The organism is Photobacterium kasasachensis (genome assembly GCF_050336885.1).
In the GTDB taxonomy this organism is placed as follows: Bacteria; Pseudomonadota; Gammaproteobacteria; order Enterobacterales; family Vibrionaceae; genus Photobacterium; species Photobacterium kasasachensis.
The window spans coordinates 121310-141498 of the sequence record NZ_JAKJSH010000017.1; the positions used below are offsets into that span (position 1 = coordinate 121310).

Genomic DNA, 20189 nt, shown 5'->3' on the forward strand with positions numbered 1-20189 from the left:
CTTGTCCTATGCTTAGGCTATGACAAATTAATGCTACTCAGCAGTGAAGGGACGCAATTTGTTCGTAGATACGTTAAGGCACTATGGCGATCTTCCCGCTATCGTCACAGACACAGGCTTAACACTGAGTTATGGCGAACTGGCCGACAAGGTTGATGCCTTCGCCGACAGCTTAGGTTCACACCGACAATTGCTCATCGTCGAAACGCTGAATGAGTTACACCCATTAATCGCCTATCTAGGCGCATTACGGGCACGACACCCGGTCATATTGGTTGCAGCTGGCTCGACAGAAAAAGACACCAATATACTCGACACCTTCAATCCATTTGCCGTCTACCGACAAACTCCTATTGGTAGCTGGACACTTGAGAAAAACCCTAAGTACAAGAAAGTGCAGCTTCACCCTGATCTATGCGTCCTGTTATCGACATCCGGTACCACCGGCAGTGCCAAACTGGTTCGACTTTCACAAGAAAACATAGAAGCGAATGCCCGTTCGATAGCCCAATACCTAGAGCTGGACACCAGACAGACAGCCATTACCACACTGCCTTTTCATTACTCATTCGGTATGTCTGTTATTAACTCTCACCTTGCTGTTGGCGCTACTTTGTTGTTAACAGAACGTTCTGTTTCCGAACCGGGATTCTGGGCGTTCTTCCGTGAAGAACAAGCAACCAGCCTTTATGGCGTCCCCTATACATTCGAGTTACTGGAGAGAATCCGGTTCAGAGACACACAATTTCCATCACTGCAATATATCGCCCAGGCGGGAGGACGGCTTTCAACAAATATCATCACTCAATATCTCGGCTGGGGCGAGCAGCAACGCAAACGCCTGATTGTGATGTATGGCCAGACTGAAGCTTCACCACGCATGGCCTATGTGCCGCCTCATGAGCTTAAGCAAAACCGGGACTGTATCGGCATAGCCATACCGGGCGGGCACTTTTCACTTATCGATGAGCAAGAAAAGGAAATTCACGACCCCGAGCAAAGCGGAGAGTTGGTCTATAAAGGCCCCAATGTCATGATGGGCTATGCCACCAGCCCTTGCGATTTAACCAAAGGCAACGAGCTTGAGCTATTACGAACAGGTGATCTGGCTTGCCGAAATGCAGCAGGTCTTTACCGAATTGTTGGTCGAATGAACCGATTCTGTAAGCTTTACGGCTTGCGTATCAGTCTTGACGAGGTTGAGCTCTTCCTGCAAAAGTCAGGCTTCTCTACCGTCGTTGTCGGCAATGACTCAGCACTGCTGATCGCGACGTTACAGAAGCATTCCAGCTCGGCAATCATCAATGTGCTCACCAAGCGCTATCAACTTGGCACGAACGCTTTCATTGTCAAAGAGATGGACGAATATCCACTTCTCCCTTCAGGTAAAGTCGACAATCGCTCACTAACATCCCTTATTGAACCAGCCACAGGCAACAACAACCATTATGACAATCTCTATCAGGCGTATAGTGACATCCTCGGTAACGATGACATCCGGGAAGGTGATAGCTTCCTAAGCCTAGGCGGTGACTCACTGTGCTACGTTGCGGTATCTGTCGCAATTGAAAGATATCTAGGGCACCTTCCCGACAACTGGGAAGCTATGACCGTCAGTGAGCTGGAAGATTTTCGTGAGATCGACCAATCTCCACTCCAGACAATACCGATAGCAGAACAGCGCCAGCCCCGAGCCTGGCTGACGATCTGCTTCATCATCGGTCTCCTGTTGTTCGGCGAGATCTTTCTGCATATCCGCACCTATATTAAAACCGGACGCAACGTCCTATCGTTATTAACAGATAACAGTGCCATTGTGGTCGACGACAAACTTCAGACGCGTACCTACCGCCCGAACCTCGTCATCAAAGATACAAACACACAGCAAGACCGCATGGTCATTAACTCATATGGTTTACGTAGCCCCGAAATCCCCCCGGAGCGCCTGCCTGACGAAATCCGTTATGCCGTTGTCGGTGCCTCAACGGTTGCTGGCATCTATGCCAAATCCAATGAACAGACTTTCTCTCAACTACTGGCAAGCGCAATTAAAGATAAATACCAGCATCGCCCGGTGAATATTATCAATGCCGGGATAGAAGGCAGTTCACTAAGCGAAACCCACCTGATTACTGAAAACATTGTCTACAAGCTGTCGCCCTCGGCAATTATTATCTACCCGGGGTTTAACGATATAACGATGCTGTGCCCCAAAAAAGGGGCAAACAACAGTAACCAATTGGCTCAGTCACCGAACGTATTACAGCCGCTGGGCTACCCGACACTACCTAATTGGCTGATGAGCAAAGACATGATCCAGAAGAACACCATCTTTCTCAGAACGCCGAAGGCCACCAGCGTTAGCTCACTCGATCCGGAAACCATCAACCCCACTGATTATCGCAACAGAATAGAGTCCCTTGTTAAAAGCATCATCGCGCAAGGGATCAAGCCTGTTCTGGTTACGGTTGCCCGCTCCTATATCAACGTTGCCAAAGAGCAACAGGAAAGCCTGGCCGCGACCTCGTTGTATTATTATCACTGCCTGGACCTGAATGGCATTATCCGCGCTGGGGAGATCTATAACGATCAAATCCGATCCGTTGCCCGGCAATACAATACGCCCTTTGTCGATCTCGCGGAGTTAATGCCCGGAGGCAGTCAGTATTTTGTCGATGGCGGGCATTTTACCTACAAGGGTGAACAGTATGTGGCGAAGACACTGAATGACAAATTAGCAAGCCAGTTGATGGAGCGTTAATATGGCAATTACCTCCCTGTCCTATTTCATTTTTGCGCTCTTTGCACTGATCGGCTGCGCGGCACTGCAGCGACAGAACGAGTACAAAAAGAGCTTTCTTCTCATCATCAGCTATTACTTCTACATGACGTTTGACTGGCGTTTTTCAGCTCTGCTATTGCTCCTAACCGGGATCAACTACCTAGCTGGACATATCATTATGCACCACCAGCAAAAAATGATTAAGAAAGCCGCGCTGGCGGGTGCCATTAGCAGTAGCCTACTGATTCTGTTCTACTTCAAGTACAGCAACTTTTTCATCGAATCCCTGTACGACTTTCTTCAGCTCTTCGGGATGTCCGGTCGAAGCCCGTTTGTCGACGTTATCTTGCCGATTGGCATCTCATTTATGACGTTCCAGGCTATTACCTATCCACTTGATCTCTATCAGCAGCGATTAGCAAAGCCCAGTTCCCTCAAAGATTTCGCACTGTTTATGGCGTTCTTCCCGCAGCTGCTCTCAGGCCCTATCGTCCGGGCCTCCTACTTTATGCCCCAGCTTGAATCGAGCCAAAAGCTGTGTGGCCAGGATATGATGGAAGGGTTAACCCTGATTATCCGTGGGCTTATCAAGAAAATAATGATTGCCGACATACTCGCACTGCACATCGTGGATCCGGCCTTTGGCAATCCATCAGGCTTTTCCTCACTATTTCTTGTCATAGCACTGTTTGCCTACAGTTTTCAGGTCTATATGGATCTCAGCGGTTATACCGATATTGCCATCGGGGTAGCTAAAATGATGGGCTTCAAACTACCCATCAACTTCAATCGCCCCTACATGGCAACCAGTGTGGCCAATTTCTGGCAACGCTGGCACATCACCATGTCCTCGTTCTTTCGAGATTACTTGTACGAAGCCATCAAAAACTGGCGTTGGAGCAATATCTATTTCAACTTACTGATTGTGTTTGTCGCCATCGGAATATGGCATGGCGCAGGTTGGAACTTCGTCATATATGGGCTGATCCACGGCAGCCTTGTCGGCATCGAACACTATCGCAGCCGCATGAGAGAACAACAAGGCCTGCCTCCCGTTGTATTTCGAGGTGTGTCGCTGGTTATTCGGATCCTTCAAATTTTCACCATCATCACCCTGACCCGTCTGTTGTTCAGAGCCGATGATCTTGAAGCCAGCTGGCACTATCTTCAGACAATCGTCAGTACCACAAGTACGGGCATGCCAATAGCTCCTGTTGCGGGCGTAGCCCTTCTGTTAGCAGTATTACTTCACTTCACGCCAATTCGCTGGCGTGATCAGCTAATGAAATCTGCCGTCAGGATCCCGGAGTACGGCTATGCCGCTGTCACCGTAGCGTTCATTTACCTGATGGCGGCTCTTGGCTCCGATCAAGCTGCCTTTATCTATTTCCAGTTTTAGGCAGCAATTGCCAACCAAAGCCATAAACGTTTACTTTTTGTCCAGCCGGGCACGTGAGTAAATGTTATGGCTTTAAACTCCCCTTTCTCTCATTTACTATTCCCTTTCTTCCAATCCCCAAGGACATACACCCAATGCAACAAGTAAACATTGCTCCGAACCCACAAATCGCAGTTATCTTCAAAGGTTGGGCGGCAGACTGGGCAAAAGAAGGCCAGGAAAACAAGAAAGACATGGCGACGAAGTTTCACACTGTCTATAGCATTGCGGCTAAGGTGTTTGCCGAGGGTGGTGAAGTAGAACTAACCTTCCTTTCAGCACTATTTCAAGACTGCAAGCAGAAGCTAGAAATGGCCGAAGCCATGAACGAGAAAGTAAAGGCGAGCCTGAAAGACGATGACGAGCGTGCGCAAGCTATCATTGCCAAGGTAAACAGCGCTGCTCAAGATGCAGCCCATGTTGTTCGCTATCTTGGCCAGCTGCTGATGCCTTCTGCGTAAGCCAATGCCAGAAAACCCAAACCGCCTTAAGACGGTTTGGGTATATACCCACAACACACGTTAGCGCATTTTAAAGATCTCGGAATGAAAGTGCTCGGGTCCAATCCCTGCGGCAGCTAACCCCGTACTCAATCTCTCACCAAATGCCGTGGGCCCACAAAAGCTAACATCAAACGTATTGCTATTCGTTCTGTCCAGGATAGCCTCTACACTAAGGAACTCTCCTTTATCAGCATCAAGCACTTCAAGCTCAATGAAATCTAAGCCTCTTAAAATTAAGAGAATCTCTTTTTCAAAGAACGCTTCCTTTCTCGAATTGACACAATAGAAAAGATGAATTTTCTTATACTGACTATTTTCCTGATTAGCTTTTCGTGCCAGCCAATACAGTCTGGAAAGAAACGGAATAATGCCTATACCGGCTCCAATCCAAACTTGCATTGCTTTCTCCGGTATCTGAAAACACCCATACCCCCCTTCAACCGTCACCTTTTGGCCCACAGTTAATTGATTGACCATTTGATGGGTATAATCGCCTAAGTCTTTAATACCAAACTCAATGAGCTGGGTTTTCTCATTGTAATTGAGAATGGAGAAAGGATGCGGCGCTTCACCATCATGAAAGTTCAAATAAGCAAATTGACCTTCTTGATACTCAATGGATGAATCTAATTTAATTGCCAGCCGAATGACGCTAGGACTTTCCGTATCGTTATTAAATCGCTCAACTGACACCACCTCTCCAGGTGACTTATTACTCGCGCCAATCTTTCCGGTTAACGATAAATAGCTACACCAAACACCAACAACAGCAACCCCCGCAATAACGATATTCATCGGTATCGACTGGCTATTCAAGTCAAGCAGCAAAGCGGTATGAATAACGCCTGCGATGACCAGCAAGCCACCTATTTTATGGGTGAATTTAAACCGTTTATAACTAATAGCCTGAACCAGGCTGATAAAACTAAAGAGCAAGAAGACATAGAACGCGATTTCTCCTATCTCACTGGCAATATGATGCCAGTTCACCCCTTCTATTTCAGGCCGTCCTCTTTCTGGCCTTGCTAACTGTCCAGCTTGCACAAGCCACTTGGCACTTTGGACACAAAGCCAGTGCAACACTAAAACGACTGTCGCACCTATACCCAGCTTTTTATGCAGCGCATAACCTTTATCTAACCCATTCAACCGACGTTCAACCCAATCAAATCTGGCCGCAATCAGTACCGCAAGGCTCATATAACCGAGCCCTATCATGCCAGACAGCATAGTTAACTGGTGACGCCAAAAAAAGAAGTCTCCCATTTCTTCATAGCCTATCAACAAGGCCGGAGACCATAGCAGTACAAGTATCAGTGTAAATTTCAACATAGCGGCAGCTTCTAGTAGAAAAGTGGAAATAAATCATTATTAGTATCTATGAAATACATAATACCCACTCCTCACAGCTATATAAGCGGCTTTACTTAGCTTCAAATTAGTTTACGTCAGTTTACACAATCCCCCTCAAACCATAGCTATATTACTCTATGGTGAACGGCGTTCTTTCTTGCAACCACTAGTAATCATTAGTTCTGCAATGCATCAGTATGCAATTACAAAATACATTTCTTTACATTGAAAACAGTCAGTTTTGACATTTCCCTGAAATTCAACGCCTCAAAAAGTGATTAACTATCACCATAAACAGTTAGCACTATGCATTTTTTCAACGTTATTCAGCGAGGTGGTTATGGCTCAAGTACTAATGGATCAAGCAAGCGGACTACGAGACGCGTTTTCGCGTCAACAGTGTATTAGCCGGGTTAAGAGTTACCAGAGCAGAATTCGCAAAGCAATCAGTAACAACAGAATCAGCGATGCTTCAATGCTATTGACTCAACTTGAAATTGCACAGCAACAACTTGAGGCGACGTATAAATAATATGACCAGCCTTTTTTCATCATTGCGTTGAATGGCCTAATCACCAGGCCATTCAAGCATTCGATCATTTGCTCGCCACAAACAACACTATCTATTTAGCATTAGTAAACAGTATAATGTGCGTTGATCCCGCCATATACATCTGTCACAGGAACAGCAATGCTAGAAGAACAGCAAAACAACCCGCTACACGGCCTTAAACTAGAAACATTACTGACCGAGCTTGTCGATCATTACGGCTGGGAGATCCTCGACACAGCAATGCGTTTTAACTGTTTCCATACCAACCCGACCATTGCTGGTAGCCTGAAGTTTCTTCGTAAAACAGAGTGGGCCCGTGAAAAATTAGAAGCGTTTTATCTATCCCGTTTCAAGCGAATGCCTAAGCCAACCGCAGAGGAGCGCGATCTACCGCCCCGTAAGCGTACTTTCCCTGTCGGTATTGTGCCAAGAGAGCCAATGGAGCTGACTGTTGAGTCCATTTTACTTTCTCAGGCAAAGGCGGCATCTGCCTATAAAGCCAGATCATCACGCAAGCATCCTCGACGCCGATAGGAAGAAAGCATATTCTGAAGGTTCGGCCTTGAGTACCAGCTCGAACCTTCTTGCCTCGTGCTTACTCACTAGAGCGATTGTTCTCACACACCGTACTTTTCAGCTTCACTTCATAACGAGTCAGCAGTTTATTGTATTCTCCGCTTTGACACAGCTTGCCCAGTGCCTGGTTGAAGCTATCTCGTACCTTGGCTTCTTTAAAGCTGGCCTGAAAGCTCGTTACTGACGGGAACACATAATGAAACGTCGCATCATCCGCGGCATAACCCAACGCTTTGGTGAAGTAGGTAAAAATACTCCTATCAATCACTGCGATACGATTATTGCCCTGCCAGAAAATTCGAACCTGATCTGCCTGATCGGCAACCTCGATATAGTTCTCCCGCTCCGGCGACTGAGGTGAGTACAATTGCTCAAATGCATCGCCTAACTCCAAGTAGGCATTCTGCCAGGTCAACACCAGATGGTCTTTCAAGTCAGCCACCTGTTCAATCTTTTTACTACTGGCCTTTTTACTCACGGCAACATTGGCGAAAGTGATGAAATGATCCGAGTAAAACACCCCGCTATCATCTTCTAATACACCAACACCCACATCCGCAATCCCTCTCTGAACCGCGGTCTGGATCTCACCAAAAGGCATCTGCACAAAACGAACGTCATAGTCATCCAGTGCCAGCTTAATGATATCGACCTGCAAGCCGCTTATCGCCTGGTTAATAACATAGGGAGGCATATCAACTGAAATCGCCACGGAAAGTGGAGGCTTTGCTGCAAGTGATTGTGGACCAAACACTATCGAGATTGAAATCGCTAACAGCTTGATAAAACAACGAGCTTTTCTGAATGAAACGAATAACGAAGCAGATATTCGTTGTATTGTAACCATCATCACAGACTCCCGGCAGGATAAACTGAAAGTATTATGTAGTTTAACACCTGCTCGGGATGTGGGAGGGGTGAGTAGCATTTCTAAATCAGGTTTTATTGGCTGCTTTAGCCTGTTTATCCTACCACTCCCTCACTAGTAACCGGCTCTTAACTCCCTTTACCTGTAAACCCATTGCTTCAAAAACATCCTCAAAATTTCGACATTGTGGAGGCAGGTTTGGTAATGACATAACCGCTTCATCAAAAAAGCGAATTTGTTCCTGCTCGCTCTGCCAAGCAGTTTGCCACCACTTCAAAATACGACCTTTGGACTCATTCAATCGCTTGTTTTTTGGCAACCTGTCTTTCTTGTTCAGGTTCTCTGTTGTTGTCGTCGGCAGCAAGTTCCAACGATCATTGTTCGGCCAGTAGGCAAACGGCAGACAGTGATCAACATGGTACTGGTCACGCAGTTTGGTACCACTCCAGACACTATGGATTTCTGTGCCGCACTGACGTAACGCGTCCACCTTTTTGCGTACCTCCCGTGTATCATGTTCTTTATCAACCCAAATCAAGCTGTCATGATATGTCTGCAAACCGATATTACGAGACTTATTGGCTTCAAAGCGCTGCATTTCCAGTACCCACTGGTTCACCACCAGCGGTTCTATCCAGCTGCCATACAGACGCAGACACTCCCACAGGCTTTCGTCAAGAATGAAAGTGCCAAAGCTCGCCAGAAACTCACTATCAATAAAGAAAGAGGAAAGATGCATTCTTCGTTTTGATGGCGGCAACATCTCAAACAGCTTATTTTCTTTGGAGCCTTGGTAGATGAAGGTCACTGGACCCTGCTTAATCGTCGCTAAGCTATCTTTAAATGTTTTCTGCAGTGCCTTGGCATCATCACCAGAAAACAAAGCACCGACAGCCAAATCATCAGCCGCCAAGTGTATTAACTTGTTCCAACCATCTTCTTTGACAAAGCCCAATCCTTTACTTGTGTTGCTGTTTTGTTGGATGCCCGAGATACCACCGATTTCAATGTCGATCAGTCGCTTGAACTGACGGATCCAATAAAGTGCCACAAGCCCCTGAGGCAAAGCTACTTTACCATCAGTCCTGTCCAACACCGCGCCGGGATGAGCATCAGCAATACGAAGCAACGTACGCAACAATGCCAACTTATAAGTTGCCGACTTACTGTCGTTAACAATGATGTGACGAACTTTTGTCAGATCGCCACTGCCGTCATCCGGTAAATTCAGTACTACTGTCTGCCACTGGATATCGCTCCGCCCCATGGCATCAGTATCAAGTTCAGTTTTCAGGCACAACTGCAAAGCATGATCTTTTGCCAGTTGTTCCAGCTCTTCAACTGATACGCCGTTATTCACCCGCCCATCATTAAAATCGCCATGACGGAGCGAAATCACCAGTTTGCCATTTGGGGACAGCAGGTTGGCCAGCTTGCGAAATGCCCGCTTTCTTTGAGAACTAGCAATGTGCATCCACACCGCCGAGACAAGAATGAGGTCAAAGCGCATTCCTAAATCAACGATCTTCTTCAGCTCAGGTAAACTATCATCAAACCATGTTATTTCCTGCCCTTCAGTATACTCACGGCCTAATTGACGAAGTGATGCTGCCGGCTCAACTGCGAACACCTCACCACCGTGTTGAGCAAACCACTTGGCATCTCTGCCGCTGCCAGCGCCAATATCTAAGATCCGCGCAGGCTGCTGGCTATCACCAGTAATTGGCCAAAAGGGTTTCCAACTGGAATGAACATCCTCAAAGGAAAGTTGCTGATAGCTGTCAGCAAGACTTGAAGCGTTTTGGTGGTAGAACTGAATATTTGGGTTCACAACAATGACACTTATGCTATGCAATTACTCTCATTTTATCTGCAATAAATATTAATTGCATCAATAAGATAGAAAGTTATTTCAGCATAATCAGCTGTTGGCGGTGACTACGCCACGCCCAGCAACTCATCACTACAGCAATTACAAACCTGATCATGATCCAGGTATCCTGCTGGTCGTATCGTATTACAGGTTACACACCGTTTAAAGAAACCGTTGTTGCTGAGTGTCTCAAGTAACGTATCAATTGCACCAACGATATCATCACACCGGAATGTACCAACCGTTTGCCAGCGATGAACCGGTTTATGATCATTCTGGATAACGGTGCAGAGCTTCAGGCTAATCGGCTTAAAATTTTGATCATTGCAGGCCGCCATTGAGCATGGGGAATCGACATTGAAAAAATCAATAGGCATATAAGAGCCCATACAAACATAAGGATAATGGCTATTGAGGTCATCAAGTGACAGATACTTTTCTCGCTTTATTCCTTGCTCAAGCATCAAGCTCTCGATATATACCAATACACCTTGCCTCAGGTTGTCATCGAGACTTACCAAGCCCTGAAGCATTACACCATACGCTTGCGTAAGCTGTTTTGTTGTCAATATCACTTTCTACCACTACCTAATTTGCCGTGCTTGCTGTTCTAATGACATAGACATCACAGTCTACACACCAAACAGCTAATCACTCACACTGCAATATTTTTCATTCACTCGCCTATTCTCCATAATCATGACAACTTTTCACTATTGATTTAGCCTTTATTTCAATTACTTCGACGGCATCGATTGCTATTTGATACCTAACGACACTCTGTGCATATTTACGCTGCGGTCCAGTTCAAAATCGACTAAACAACGAACAAACGTAATTAAAAATAGTCAATGCTGATTTCAGGTCTTGCATCTACTTATTTTCGGTATATATTAGTCCTCATGTGGAATACTGGATAAATAACCATGCCTTTACATCAACACGATCACATTATGGATATCACCAAGAAACTGGATGCCATTGGTTCGGCACAACGCGAACGGCTTGCCTTCATTGACTTCGCACTCTATTTCCTGGGTGAGCTCACCCGTAAGGATCTGATTGATCGCTTTGCTGTCGGGCATGCTGCTACAACACGCGACTTTGCATTGTATAAAGAAATAGCGCCCGACAACCTGAAGTTGGACATGCGCTCAAAGAAGTATTACAAGCAGCCAGCATTCACTCCGCTGTTTAATCTGGATCTCAAGAAAACCCTTGCTACCGTATCGCTAGGCTACGGCGATGGCTTTTCAGGTTTCCAGGAGTTTCCGATCAGTTGCGAATCACCTGAATCACTGACTATTCCGAAAACGGCAATTATGGCGGTGCTGTGTGAGGGCATTTACCGCAACAAAGCGGTTGAAGTGGAATACATCTCGACGTCCAGCGGAAAGGGGCGACGTGAAATTGTGCCACATAGCCTGGTCGATTCTGGCAACCGTTGGCATGTCCGCTCTTATGATCGCAAGAACGCACGGTTTATGGATGTCGTTTGCAACAGGGTTGTATCAGCACGCATTATTGACGAATCGCCAGCCAACCATGAGCAAGCGAGTGAAGATCGCCAGTGGCAGAAGTTTATCGAGCTTGAACTGATCCCCCACCCTCAGCAGGATAACCCTGAAGCCATTGAGCTTGATTACGAAATGAAGGATGGCAAAAGAATCATCGAAGCACGTGCGGCTCTTGCTGGATACCTTCTGCGTAAATGGGAAGTCGACTGCAGCAAAGACGGCAAGTTGCACAAGTGTGTGGGTTACCAGCTGGCACTGGCAAATCCTCAGGCGCTATACCAGGTTAACAGCGCTATGCTAGCTCCAGGTTATGAGGCTTAGTAAGAGAGGAAAGAAACATGTTCGAGCCAATTATTGATGACGATAAATACGCATTTGCTTTTGTTGGTCCACACTGGCCAAGCTTTATCAACTTGAAGCAATGCGATCCAGAGGTTATTCATCGCCTTGAGAAGGCTCCAGATAAACAGGGCCAGTTTGACTTAATTTTTACCCTCGAGAAAGAGCTGTCTGATAACGATCCTAGCGATGCCTATCGCCTGACGATTGAAGACAGAACCAATCACGGCGCATCGGCTAACTTTCTGACTTTCGCATCAAAGGATAAAAATAAGGTGAAGCAATTTATCTTAGCTATTGTTCAGGGGCTTACCCAACAACAACTCATTGGCGTTAGTGTTATTGATATTCAGTGGGCATTGGAAACAGGAGGCAGGGAGCTGTCTTTAATGACTATTGAAGCAGAATCGAAACTAAAAAGTACGGTCAATAACGCCCTGTTTGTTTACACCAACAATCAGGGCAATATAAATCATTTTGAAGCAACGGTTCAGCGGGTTCAAGAATCGCTTACACCCAATGCAACCCTGGTAGCAATGATTGCACCAGTAGAGGGCCCTGCCGACGCCTTCTGCTTAACAAAGGTTGACGCTTAATACATCCTAATATTGAAGTTACTTAGGAATGTTAAAGCTTTTCTCGTCCTTGCAGGTAAATGTGTAGTAGTTACTACGCTCGTTGAAAACAGAGAAGCCTTTGCCGTAACAATATGCGCCGTTTAGCTCGTTCATATAGGCAAGTGTTTCTTTGTCTTTTACTAGGAAGTAACTGTCATTTTCACAGATAACCCTGATTTTGCCATCATCTCCCTGAGAGTAGGTTTTTACCTTGGCGCCACACAATGTGAAGCTCAAATCAACATACTCATCGGCGCGCTCGTCCACTGTTTGTGAACAGCCAGCAAGAAGCAATGGTAGTAGAATAATGCTCAGTAATGGTTTCAAAGCCAAATCCTTGACAAATAAAGTTTTATAATCAGTGTAATAGCAATATTATGCTGAATTATAGCAGCCAGTGCAATAAACTTCAGGGTACGATGGTGCTTACATTGTCGATATGCTTCGAAGATTTTCCATTCAGCGTTTTTTCTTGCCTTGCTTTTCATCAATACGGCGTCGATGCCAAATCGAATAGTGGCGTAAACCTGCCGGTCCATGTGCGATAAACACTGACATTAACAAGACAGTAATAAACAACATGGGTTTGTGCTGCGGAATAATAAAGAAGGAAGCAAGCAACATCAGCTTCACCAACGTCAGCACACCTTTTAGCTGAATTAACCACAATTTGGATCGGCTGATTTCCAGCGTCATTAGAATAACGCCAGTCACCATTGCTAAAACCCACCAGTTCAGCCATAACTCGCGCTCGACGCCATACAGAATACCACCGGCTGAGCCTGCGATTCCCAAGATATGCAAAGCCCTCACCCCTGTTTTACTCAGGCGTTGAATCCAAAAACGGGTCTCTGATATTGGGTATTGATCTTTAGAAGCTGTGCGGTGATCGGATGATTTTCTTTCGTCGTGTACTTGTTGCTGTTCTGCGGTTGCTTTCTTCATCGTGCTGTCAGGGTATTCATTCAGTATATGGAAGAATACCCTTTCTTTGCCAAGGTGTAATCTGATTCTTTAACGAGTACCCGCCTTCGTCAGGCTCGAGATTTCACCATCGATCACCAGCACACAATCCATTCCGGCTGCCAATGCCGCGGTTTTACCTAGTTCGGTATCTTCAAATACCAAACAATCACAGGGCTCAACACCGATGCGCTGTGCAGCCTGTAAGAAGGTATCTGGGTTGGGTTTATGCTTTTCTACGTCATCAGCTGTGACCAGCGCATCCAGCAACGGCAGGATGTTTGTTTCGCCAAGCAGTGGTAACGCGTTCATCTGACGGCATCCGGTGCCAACGGCAATCTTCTTCGATGATTTGTTATCGAGCAGCAACTGGTAGGTGGAAGATATCACTTCTCCCTTAAAATCCAGCGTTTCAAAAAACTCGCTTTTGGTATTCGCCAAACGCTTGGTATCAAAGTTCTGTTGATAGCGATGGTTAATTGCCTGCGCCGTTTTTATCGTCGGCATACCACCCAGGCTGTAAAACCACTCCTCGTCGAACGGGATCTCAAAGAGTTCGCATGTTTTTTTCCACGCCTCGACATGAGCCGGCATTGAATCTATCAGGGTGCCATCCATGTCAAAAATAAGTCCTTTATAGGGTGTTAAGTCCATATTGCTCCTTTAAATCGTGAGTTTCTATTCCTGTTTTCTCCTAAAACCTATCAACCCACCATGTCACTTTTATTTCATATGTTCAACCTATTGCTGCATCAAGTTGCTACCTTTCCCACAGGCAAACGTTTAGGTGGAAATGAATTCTGGGACTTAACGAACATCCAACCTAACCAGCCCCCACTTTCTGGCTATCCGATCAAAAAATCCCTGCGTTTTCTTCAGCTCGATCCAATGATTGATGTAATTTATCCAGATCTGGTCTTCTTTGGGCAACAACATAGCCACAGGTGTCGGGCGGCGCATGCCGTTGACTTTGGCAACAGTTAGCTGAGGAAATCGATTTGTGATTGTGGCGGCTTCGATATTCGATGTCACAATGACGGTCGCTTTATTGGCCAGTAACTGCTGATAGTCACGGAGGGGAGCTTGAATGATACTATGGCGCGCTTTGGGAAATAGTTCTTGTACCAGCGCCTCTTGAACCGTTCCTCTGGTCGAAATGATCGTCACAGAGCTCGAATTGAAGTCACTCCATTTACGAAATCGTTTAAAATTTTGCTTTTGAATAACGGGAACGAAAGCGAGATTAAAATACGGCTGGCTATAACCGGCGACTCGCGCCCGCTTCATGTTCAGCGCCGCGCTGCCTGTCATATCATATTTGTCGGTAACGACACCGCTGACCAAGGTTTTCCAGTCGGTCGCGACATACTCCACTGTCACCCCCAAATCCTTCGCCAGTTCGGTGGTAATGTCGATATCAAAGCCTTTATAAAAATTGGTCGCAGGATCACGGATGGTCATCGGATTCCAGTCACCCGTAGTCCCGACTCGCAGCACGCCACGATCAATTATTTCCTGCAAACGACTAGGAGCAGCATTAGAGGGAGCTGAAAACACCGACACCAAAGCAAAAACAACGACGACAACTTTCTTCAGGGCGTACAACGCTCTCATAGATACCTCTCCCCCAATCTACCTGAATACACAAGCGCATACGTTTAAAGATAGCAGTAATTTGATCAGGCATTTCGCAAAGAAGTGATACCCCAAAAGTTGTCGTTCCGTGTCGTCCCTTGCGGGGTTATGACGAAGAAGCCATTTCCTGGCAATTATACCCTTTAAGAAAGAGATCCACGCACCGTTCCAGATACACACGGCGCTCTTCATCCGACTCACCGCTATCCTGACCGAGGTATTTCCAGTACACAGCTTTGCCATGAAGCATCAATAGCAGCTGCAAGGCAGCATCACGCAAATTGATATCAATGGCAATGACCCCTTTTTCTACATTGTGCCCCAAATACTCGGCCACCATATCCGTTGTCGTTTTTGGCCCAGCATTGAGATACACCTGGGCAAGTTCAGGGTGTGTATCGGCCTGGCTGACTGACGTCTTGTAAGTATGCTGCGCCTCATCACTCATCAGCATGTTCTGGAACCGCCAGGCAAACTCACAAAGCACTTCACGCATCGTGCTTGAGTCATCAATCAAACTACCGTCCAACTGATTAGCCGTACACTTAGCCCGAATACAGGTATCAAACAAATCGTCCTTGGTTTTAAAGTGGGCGTACACCGTTTGCTTGGAAACCTTTGCTCTGACTGCAATAGCATCCATACTGATGGCATACCCCTGCTCGGCAAACAACTCACCGGCCGCTTCTAAGATCTGCTCTCTCTTCTTTGCACTTCTCGGATTCAATACTGGCCCACTCACAATTAACATCCTTACATCATTGTTGATACTTTTGACACAATCAAACTGGACAGTCTAGTTCATTTGAATTACTTTTAACCTATATGGACTAGACAGTCTAGTTTTAGCATAACCCCTGTCAGGATGAATTACCATGCGACGGAAATTAAAGTTCACAGCCTTTAGCCTACTGGTTGCCTCAGCATTACTGAGCGGCTGTAACACATCAAATACAGAAACAAGTCAATCACATGAAACCCAGCAACTACCAAGGGTCAATACAGTTACCCTATCACCTTCAGACCATTATCTAGTTGAGCGGGAGTATGTCGGCACCGTTCAGGCTGGTCAGCAGGCTAACCTCGGACTCGAACTTGGTGGCAAAATTGCGCAGATCCTTGTTGATGTCGGTGACAAGGTAACTGCCGGCGATCCGCTTATCATCCTCGACAAACAGCTCCTTCAAACCCAGGCTGACGAGCTAAGTGCCCAACAGGCGCAAATTACTGCCCAGCTAGAATTGATTGAGGCCAACCTGAAACGGCAAAAAGCCCTTAAAAAGAAAGGCTTTAGTGCCGAATCTGAAATCGACAACCTAAACAGTCAGAGAAACGCCCTACGGGCAAATTTCCGCCAGCTCGCAGCCTCTTCGGCGGCCAATCAGCTCCAGCAGCAAAAATCGACTGTGTTTGCCCCGTATGACGGCACTATCAGTGCCCGGTTTGTTTCGAAAGGCGACGTAGTCAATACCGGCGCTCCAACACTGACATTGCTTGCCAGTACCAATAAAGAAGCGCACATAGGCATTCCGGCCAAACAACTGGCCAAGATGAGTGGAGAGGCGGACTGGACATTACGGATCGGCAACCGCTCCTACGAAGTCACCTTGCTCAACCCAGGAGCACGGGTAGACACCGGCTCCCGTACCGTGAAGCTACGGTTTGGCCTGCCGCAAAATGCTGACGTTATTGACGGTGAGCTGGCCTACCTGCAGTTTGATGATATTCGCGAAAAGCCGGGATACTGGATCCCACTGTCTGCAATGACGGATGGCATTCGTGGGGTTTGGAATGTGTTTGCCCTAAACGAAAACAATCAGGAACTGCGCATCGAACGTCGCTCAGTTCAGGTACTCTATGCCAATAACGATCACGCTTTCGTTACCGGAGCGATCAGTAATGGCGAGCGTCTGGTTTCCGACGGACTTCACCGCTTGGTACCGGGACAGGCTGTGATGCCGGTAAAGAAGTTGCCTTTGCCTCTGAGTGATACGGATGAAGAGGCGTAACCCATGAAGATAAATCACATTATCAGCAACACGCGGCTATTGGTATTGGCGGTGGCACTGCTCATTGTCAGTGGCCTTTCCGCCATCAATACCCTACCCCGCGCTGAAGATCCGGTGATCCATAACCGTTTTGCCAGTGTGATCACCCATTTCCCGGGAGCAACAGCCGAGCGAGTCGAAGCGCTGGTGACGGAAAAGATTGAAACTAGCCTGCGCCAGCTTGATGAAGTGAAGCTGCTCGCTTCTGTTTCGCGACCGGGGATCTCCGTTGTCAGGGTTGAGCTGAAAGATGAAGTGAACAACTCCGAGCCCGTTTGGTCACGGGCAAGGGACAAACTGGCCGATGCACAGCCGTTACTGCCACAAGGCGCATCTGTACCAGAGCTGGATGATGACCATGGCTATGCCTTTACGGTGATCACTGCCCTGAGATGGCAAGGACCGACCGAGCCCGATTTGCTGACTCTGCGTCGCTATGCCATCGAGCTGGGTAACCGCCTGCGGGTATTGAATGGCACCGAGTTCGTCGATCTGTACGGGCTACCGGACGAAGAGATCCTGGTTACCATGGATCCCAGTGTCACCAGTGCCCTGGGCCGCTCGGCAATTTCCCTGTCCAATGCAATCAACAATGCAGATGCAAAGAACTCCGCGGGTGAATTAGTCAACGGTGCCAATCGCTTTACACTGGAAGTGTCTGATTCACTGGATTCACTCGACAGAGTACGTCGGGTACCGGTAGCCATTGACGAAAGTGGCTATATGATCCGGTTGGAAGATATCGCCGAGGTCGAACGCACACACGCTTCACCACCTGCTGAGTTAGCCGTCATTAACGGAAAACCTGCCATTCTTGTTGCGGCCAGAATGCAACCGACACTTCGTGTTGATCAATGGACACAGCGGGTCAAAAAGCTGCTTGATAGCTATCAGCAAGAAGTTCCTTCCAATGTCAGCGTTGACCTTGTTTTTGAACAGCAGAGCTATACCGAGACTCGGCTGTCGGAACTCAATGAAAGCCTGTTGCTCGGGTTCTCCATTATTCTGGTGGTTCTGCTGCTGACGCTGGGAATACGCTCGGCCATCATTGTTGCACTTTCTCTGCCGCTTACCAGTCTGGTTACCCTGACAATGATGAAATTTACCGGGTTGCCGATTAACCAAATGTCAGTTACTGGGCTGATTGTGGCACTAGGGATCATGGTCGATAATGCTATCGTCATGGTCGACACTATTCAGCACTATCGCCAGCAAGGGGTTGCCAAGCTCACTGCAGCCGTGAAAGCGGTAAATCACCTCTGGATCCCACTGTTGGGCTCGACGCTGACCACTGTACTGGCATTTGCACCAATCTTCCTGATGCCCGGCCCGGCAGGTGAATTTGTTGGTGCCATCGCCATCACCGTCTGCTTCTCGTTGATCGGCTCGTACCTGATATCCCACACCATCGTGGCAGGGTTCGCCTCCCGCTGGCTACCCGCACAAAAAAGCGCACAGCGTTGGTATCACACAGGTATTTCGCTCCCGGCAATCAGTGCCCAATTCGAAAAATCGGTGAAGTTTGCCATTAAGCATCCGGCGATTACCGCGTTGCTTGTTTGTATATTGCCATTTACCGGTTTCTGGAGTGCTTCGCAGCTCACCGAGCAGTTCTTCCCGCCTTCGGATCGGGATATGTTCGAGGTTCAGGTCTTCTTACCTCCTCAGGCCAGCATTTATGCGACACTCGATGCCACCAGGCAAGTTGACGAGATCATGGCGGAATACGACACTGTCGAGCAAGTCAGCTGGTTAGCAGGCGGTAATTTCCCATCATTCTATTACAACCTTGTTAGCGGCCAGCAAGGTGCCCCCTACTTTGCTCAGGCAATGGTCAAGGTCACCGATTTCAAGGCCGCCAACAGCTTGATCCCGGAACTACAAACCAAGCTTGATCAGGCCATGCCTCAAGCCCAGATCTTAGTCAGGAAGCTTGAGCAAGGGCCTCCTTTCAATGCACCACTAGAAGTACGTTTGTATGGCCCGAATCTGGATCGGTTAAAGTCGATTGGTGAAGATACCCGCCTGATCATGGCCGAAACGCCAGATGTCACCCATACCCGTGAGACCTTGCAACCCGGCACTCCTAAGGTCTGGATCAATGTGAACGAAGAAGCCAGCCAACTAAGCGGCCTATCTCTGAGCGAGCTGGCAGACTTGCTACAAGCTTCGCTTACCGGTCGGGTCAGCGGCAATGTGATTGAAGCGACAGAGTCCATTCCTGTTCGTGTTCGGGTAAAGGATGAAAACCGCGAAAATATGGCCCATCTGAGCAGCCTGCGCCTGCCAGTTCGTTCCAGCGAAGGCCTGACAGGACTTCCGGTATTCGCCTTGGCAGATCTGGAGCTGACGCCGACTCGCGGAGCGATCCCGCGTCGTAACGGCCAACGGGTGAATGTGATCGAAGGGTATATCCGAGCTGGGGTGTTGCCTCAAACTGCGCTCGATCACTTCCAGGAAAATCTGGAAGCCTACGCCCAGACACTTCCGTCGGGCTACACCATCGAATTTGGCGGTGAGTCGGCAGAGCGAAATGAGTCCGTCGGTAACCTGATGGCAAACCTCACTATGGTCATGACCTTATTGGTGATGGTGGTTGTGATTTCGTTTAACTCGTTCCGACTTAGCCTGATCATTTTCTCCGTCGGCATTTTAGCGGCGGGGCTGGGCATACTGTCGGTATGGATATTTGGCTATCCGTTTGGCTTTACCGTGATCATCGGCCTGCTCGGCCTTGTCGGGTTGGCAATCAATGCCGCAATTGTGATTCTTGCCGAGCTCAAAGCCAGCCCGAAAGCCTTGCACGGTGATACAGATGCCATTCTAGTCGCGGTAATGAGCTGTACCCGCCACATCACCTCAACCACCATTACCACAATCGGTGGCTTTATGCCGTTGATTCTGGCAGGTGGTGGATTCTGGCCACCGTTTGCGGTCGCCATTGCGGGCGGTACGCTACTAACGACCATCGTCTCGTTCTACTTCGTACCCGCTGCCTACCGGCTTGCAGTCCTCAAGAAACCACTGAGTGACGGAAAGCTTGTAGAAGCCTAATAGCTCACAGCAATAAACCGATACACGAAAGCATCCACACCGGACGCCTCATCATCGGAAAACAATAAAA

The 20189-nt window shown here is 47.6% G+C and carries 18 protein-coding genes; 9 read left to right on the forward strand and 9 right to left on the reverse strand.

What is annotated here, in order from left to right; genetic code table 11:
- Positions 1-58 precede the first annotated feature (58 nt).
- The 3 genes from L4D19_RS22105 (at position 59) to L4D19_RS22115 (ending at position 4681) form a co-directional block, all read left to right on the forward strand.
- Positions 59-2761, forward strand: a complete 2703-nt coding sequence (locus L4D19_RS22105) for an AMP-binding protein (protein WP_428454272.1) — start codon at positions 59-61, stop codon at positions 2759-2761.
- Between the two features lies 1 nt (position 2762).
- Positions 2763-4181 (forward strand): MBOAT family O-acyltransferase, encoded by a 1419-nt coding sequence (locus L4D19_RS22110; protein WP_428454273.1) that lies wholly within the window; start codon positions 2763-2765, stop codon positions 4179-4181.
- Between the two features lie 134 nt (positions 4182-4315).
- Positions 4316-4681 carry a hypothetical protein gene (locus tag L4D19_RS22115; protein WP_160654571.1) on the forward strand — a complete coding sequence of 122 codons (366 nt, stop codon included), beginning with the start codon at positions 4316-4318 and terminating at the stop codon, positions 4679-4681.
- Between the two features lie 60 nt (positions 4682-4741).
- Here L4D19_RS22115 and L4D19_RS22120 read toward each other — a convergent pair whose 3' ends face one another.
- The gene (locus tag L4D19_RS22120; RefSeq protein ID WP_428454274.1) at positions 4742-6055 is read right to left on the reverse strand and encodes a ferredoxin reductase family protein; all 1314 of its coding nucleotides are present in this window, start codon (positions 6053-6055) and stop codon (positions 4742-4744) included.
- A gap of 361 nt (positions 6056-6416) precedes the next feature.
- Here L4D19_RS22120 and L4D19_RS22125 point away from each other — a divergent pair, with 361 nt between their 5' ends.
- Positions 6417-6608, forward strand: a complete 192-nt coding sequence (locus L4D19_RS22125) for a hypothetical protein (protein WP_075762078.1) — start codon at positions 6417-6419, stop codon at positions 6606-6608.
- A gap of 159 nt (positions 6609-6767) precedes the next feature.
- Positions 6768-7163, forward strand: coding sequence for a VF530 family protein (locus L4D19_RS22130; RefSeq protein ID WP_075762079.1), 396 nt, complete (start codon positions 6768-6770; stop codon positions 7161-7163).
- Positions 7164-7224: 61 nt separating this feature from the next.
- Here the strand turns inward: L4D19_RS22130 and L4D19_RS22135 are convergent, their stop codons facing one another.
- The 3 genes from L4D19_RS22135 to L4D19_RS22145 all read right to left on the reverse strand — a co-directional run bounded on the left by L4D19_RS22135 (position 7225) and on the right by L4D19_RS22145 (position 10515).
- Entirely contained in the window at positions 7225-8055 is an 831-nt protein-coding gene (locus L4D19_RS22135) for a substrate-binding periplasmic protein (RefSeq protein ID WP_428454275.1), read from the reverse strand.
- 118 nt (positions 8056-8173) lie between these two features.
- Positions 8174-9904, reverse strand: a complete 1731-nt coding sequence (locus tag L4D19_RS22140) for a class I SAM-dependent methyltransferase (RefSeq protein ID WP_428454276.1) — start codon at positions 9902-9904, stop codon at positions 8174-8176.
- Between the two features lie 107 nt (positions 9905-10011).
- Positions 10012-10515: a hypothetical protein gene (locus L4D19_RS22145; RefSeq protein WP_428454277.1), complete on the reverse strand. Its 504-nt coding sequence runs from the start codon at positions 10513-10515 to the stop codon at positions 10012-10014.
- Positions 10516-10872: 357 nt separating this feature from the next.
- Here L4D19_RS22145 and L4D19_RS22150 point away from each other — a divergent pair, with 357 nt between their 5' ends.
- Together L4D19_RS22150 and L4D19_RS22155 are read left to right on the forward strand one after the other, a co-directional pair.
- Positions 10873-11784 (forward strand): WYL domain-containing protein, encoded by a 912-nt coding sequence (locus tag L4D19_RS22150; protein WP_428454278.1) that lies wholly within the window; start codon positions 10873-10875, stop codon positions 11782-11784.
- 17 nt (positions 11785-11801) lie between these two features.
- Positions 11802-12398: a hypothetical protein gene (locus tag L4D19_RS22155; RefSeq protein WP_428454279.1), complete on the forward strand. Its 597-nt coding sequence runs from the start codon at positions 11802-11804 to the stop codon at positions 12396-12398.
- Between the two features lie 18 nt (positions 12399-12416).
- Here the strand turns inward: L4D19_RS22155 and L4D19_RS22160 are convergent, their stop codons facing one another.
- From L4D19_RS22160 to L4D19_RS22180, 5 genes are all read right to left on the reverse strand, one after another.
- A complete protein-coding gene (locus L4D19_RS22160) occupies positions 12417-12746 on the reverse strand; it encodes a hypothetical protein (RefSeq protein ID WP_160651356.1) in 330 nt (109 codons plus the stop codon).
- A 132-nt stretch (positions 12747-12878) separates the two neighbouring features.
- The gene (locus tag L4D19_RS22165) at positions 12879-13364 is read right to left on the reverse strand and encodes a hypothetical protein (RefSeq protein ID WP_428454280.1); all 486 of its coding nucleotides are present in this window, start codon (positions 13362-13364) and stop codon (positions 12879-12881) included.
- A gap of 69 nt (positions 13365-13433) precedes the next feature.
- Positions 13434-14036, reverse strand: a complete 603-nt coding sequence (locus tag L4D19_RS22170) for a beta-phosphoglucomutase family hydrolase (protein WP_428454281.1) — start codon at positions 14034-14036, stop codon at positions 13434-13436.
- A gap of 153 nt (positions 14037-14189) precedes the next feature.
- The gene (locus tag L4D19_RS22175) at positions 14190-14996 is read right to left on the reverse strand and encodes a transporter substrate-binding domain-containing protein (protein WP_428454282.1); all 807 of its coding nucleotides are present in this window, start codon (positions 14994-14996) and stop codon (positions 14190-14192) included.
- Between the two features lie 127 nt (positions 14997-15123).
- Positions 15124-15768, reverse strand: a complete 645-nt coding sequence (locus tag L4D19_RS22180; RefSeq protein ID WP_428454283.1) for a TetR/AcrR family transcriptional regulator — start codon at positions 15766-15768, stop codon at positions 15124-15126.
- 124 nt (positions 15769-15892) lie between these two features.
- Between L4D19_RS22180 and L4D19_RS22185 the strand changes: the two genes are divergently transcribed.
- Positions 15893-17026 carry an efflux RND transporter periplasmic adaptor subunit gene (locus L4D19_RS22185; RefSeq protein WP_428454284.1) on the forward strand — a complete coding sequence of 378 codons (1134 nt, stop codon included), beginning with the start codon at positions 15893-15895 and terminating at the stop codon, positions 17024-17026.
- A gap of 3 nt (positions 17027-17029) precedes the next feature.
- Positions 17030-20119, forward strand: coding sequence for an efflux RND transporter permease subunit (locus L4D19_RS22190; RefSeq protein WP_428454285.1), 3090 nt, complete (start codon positions 17030-17032; stop codon positions 20117-20119).
- Positions 20120-20189: the final 70 nt, after the last annotated feature.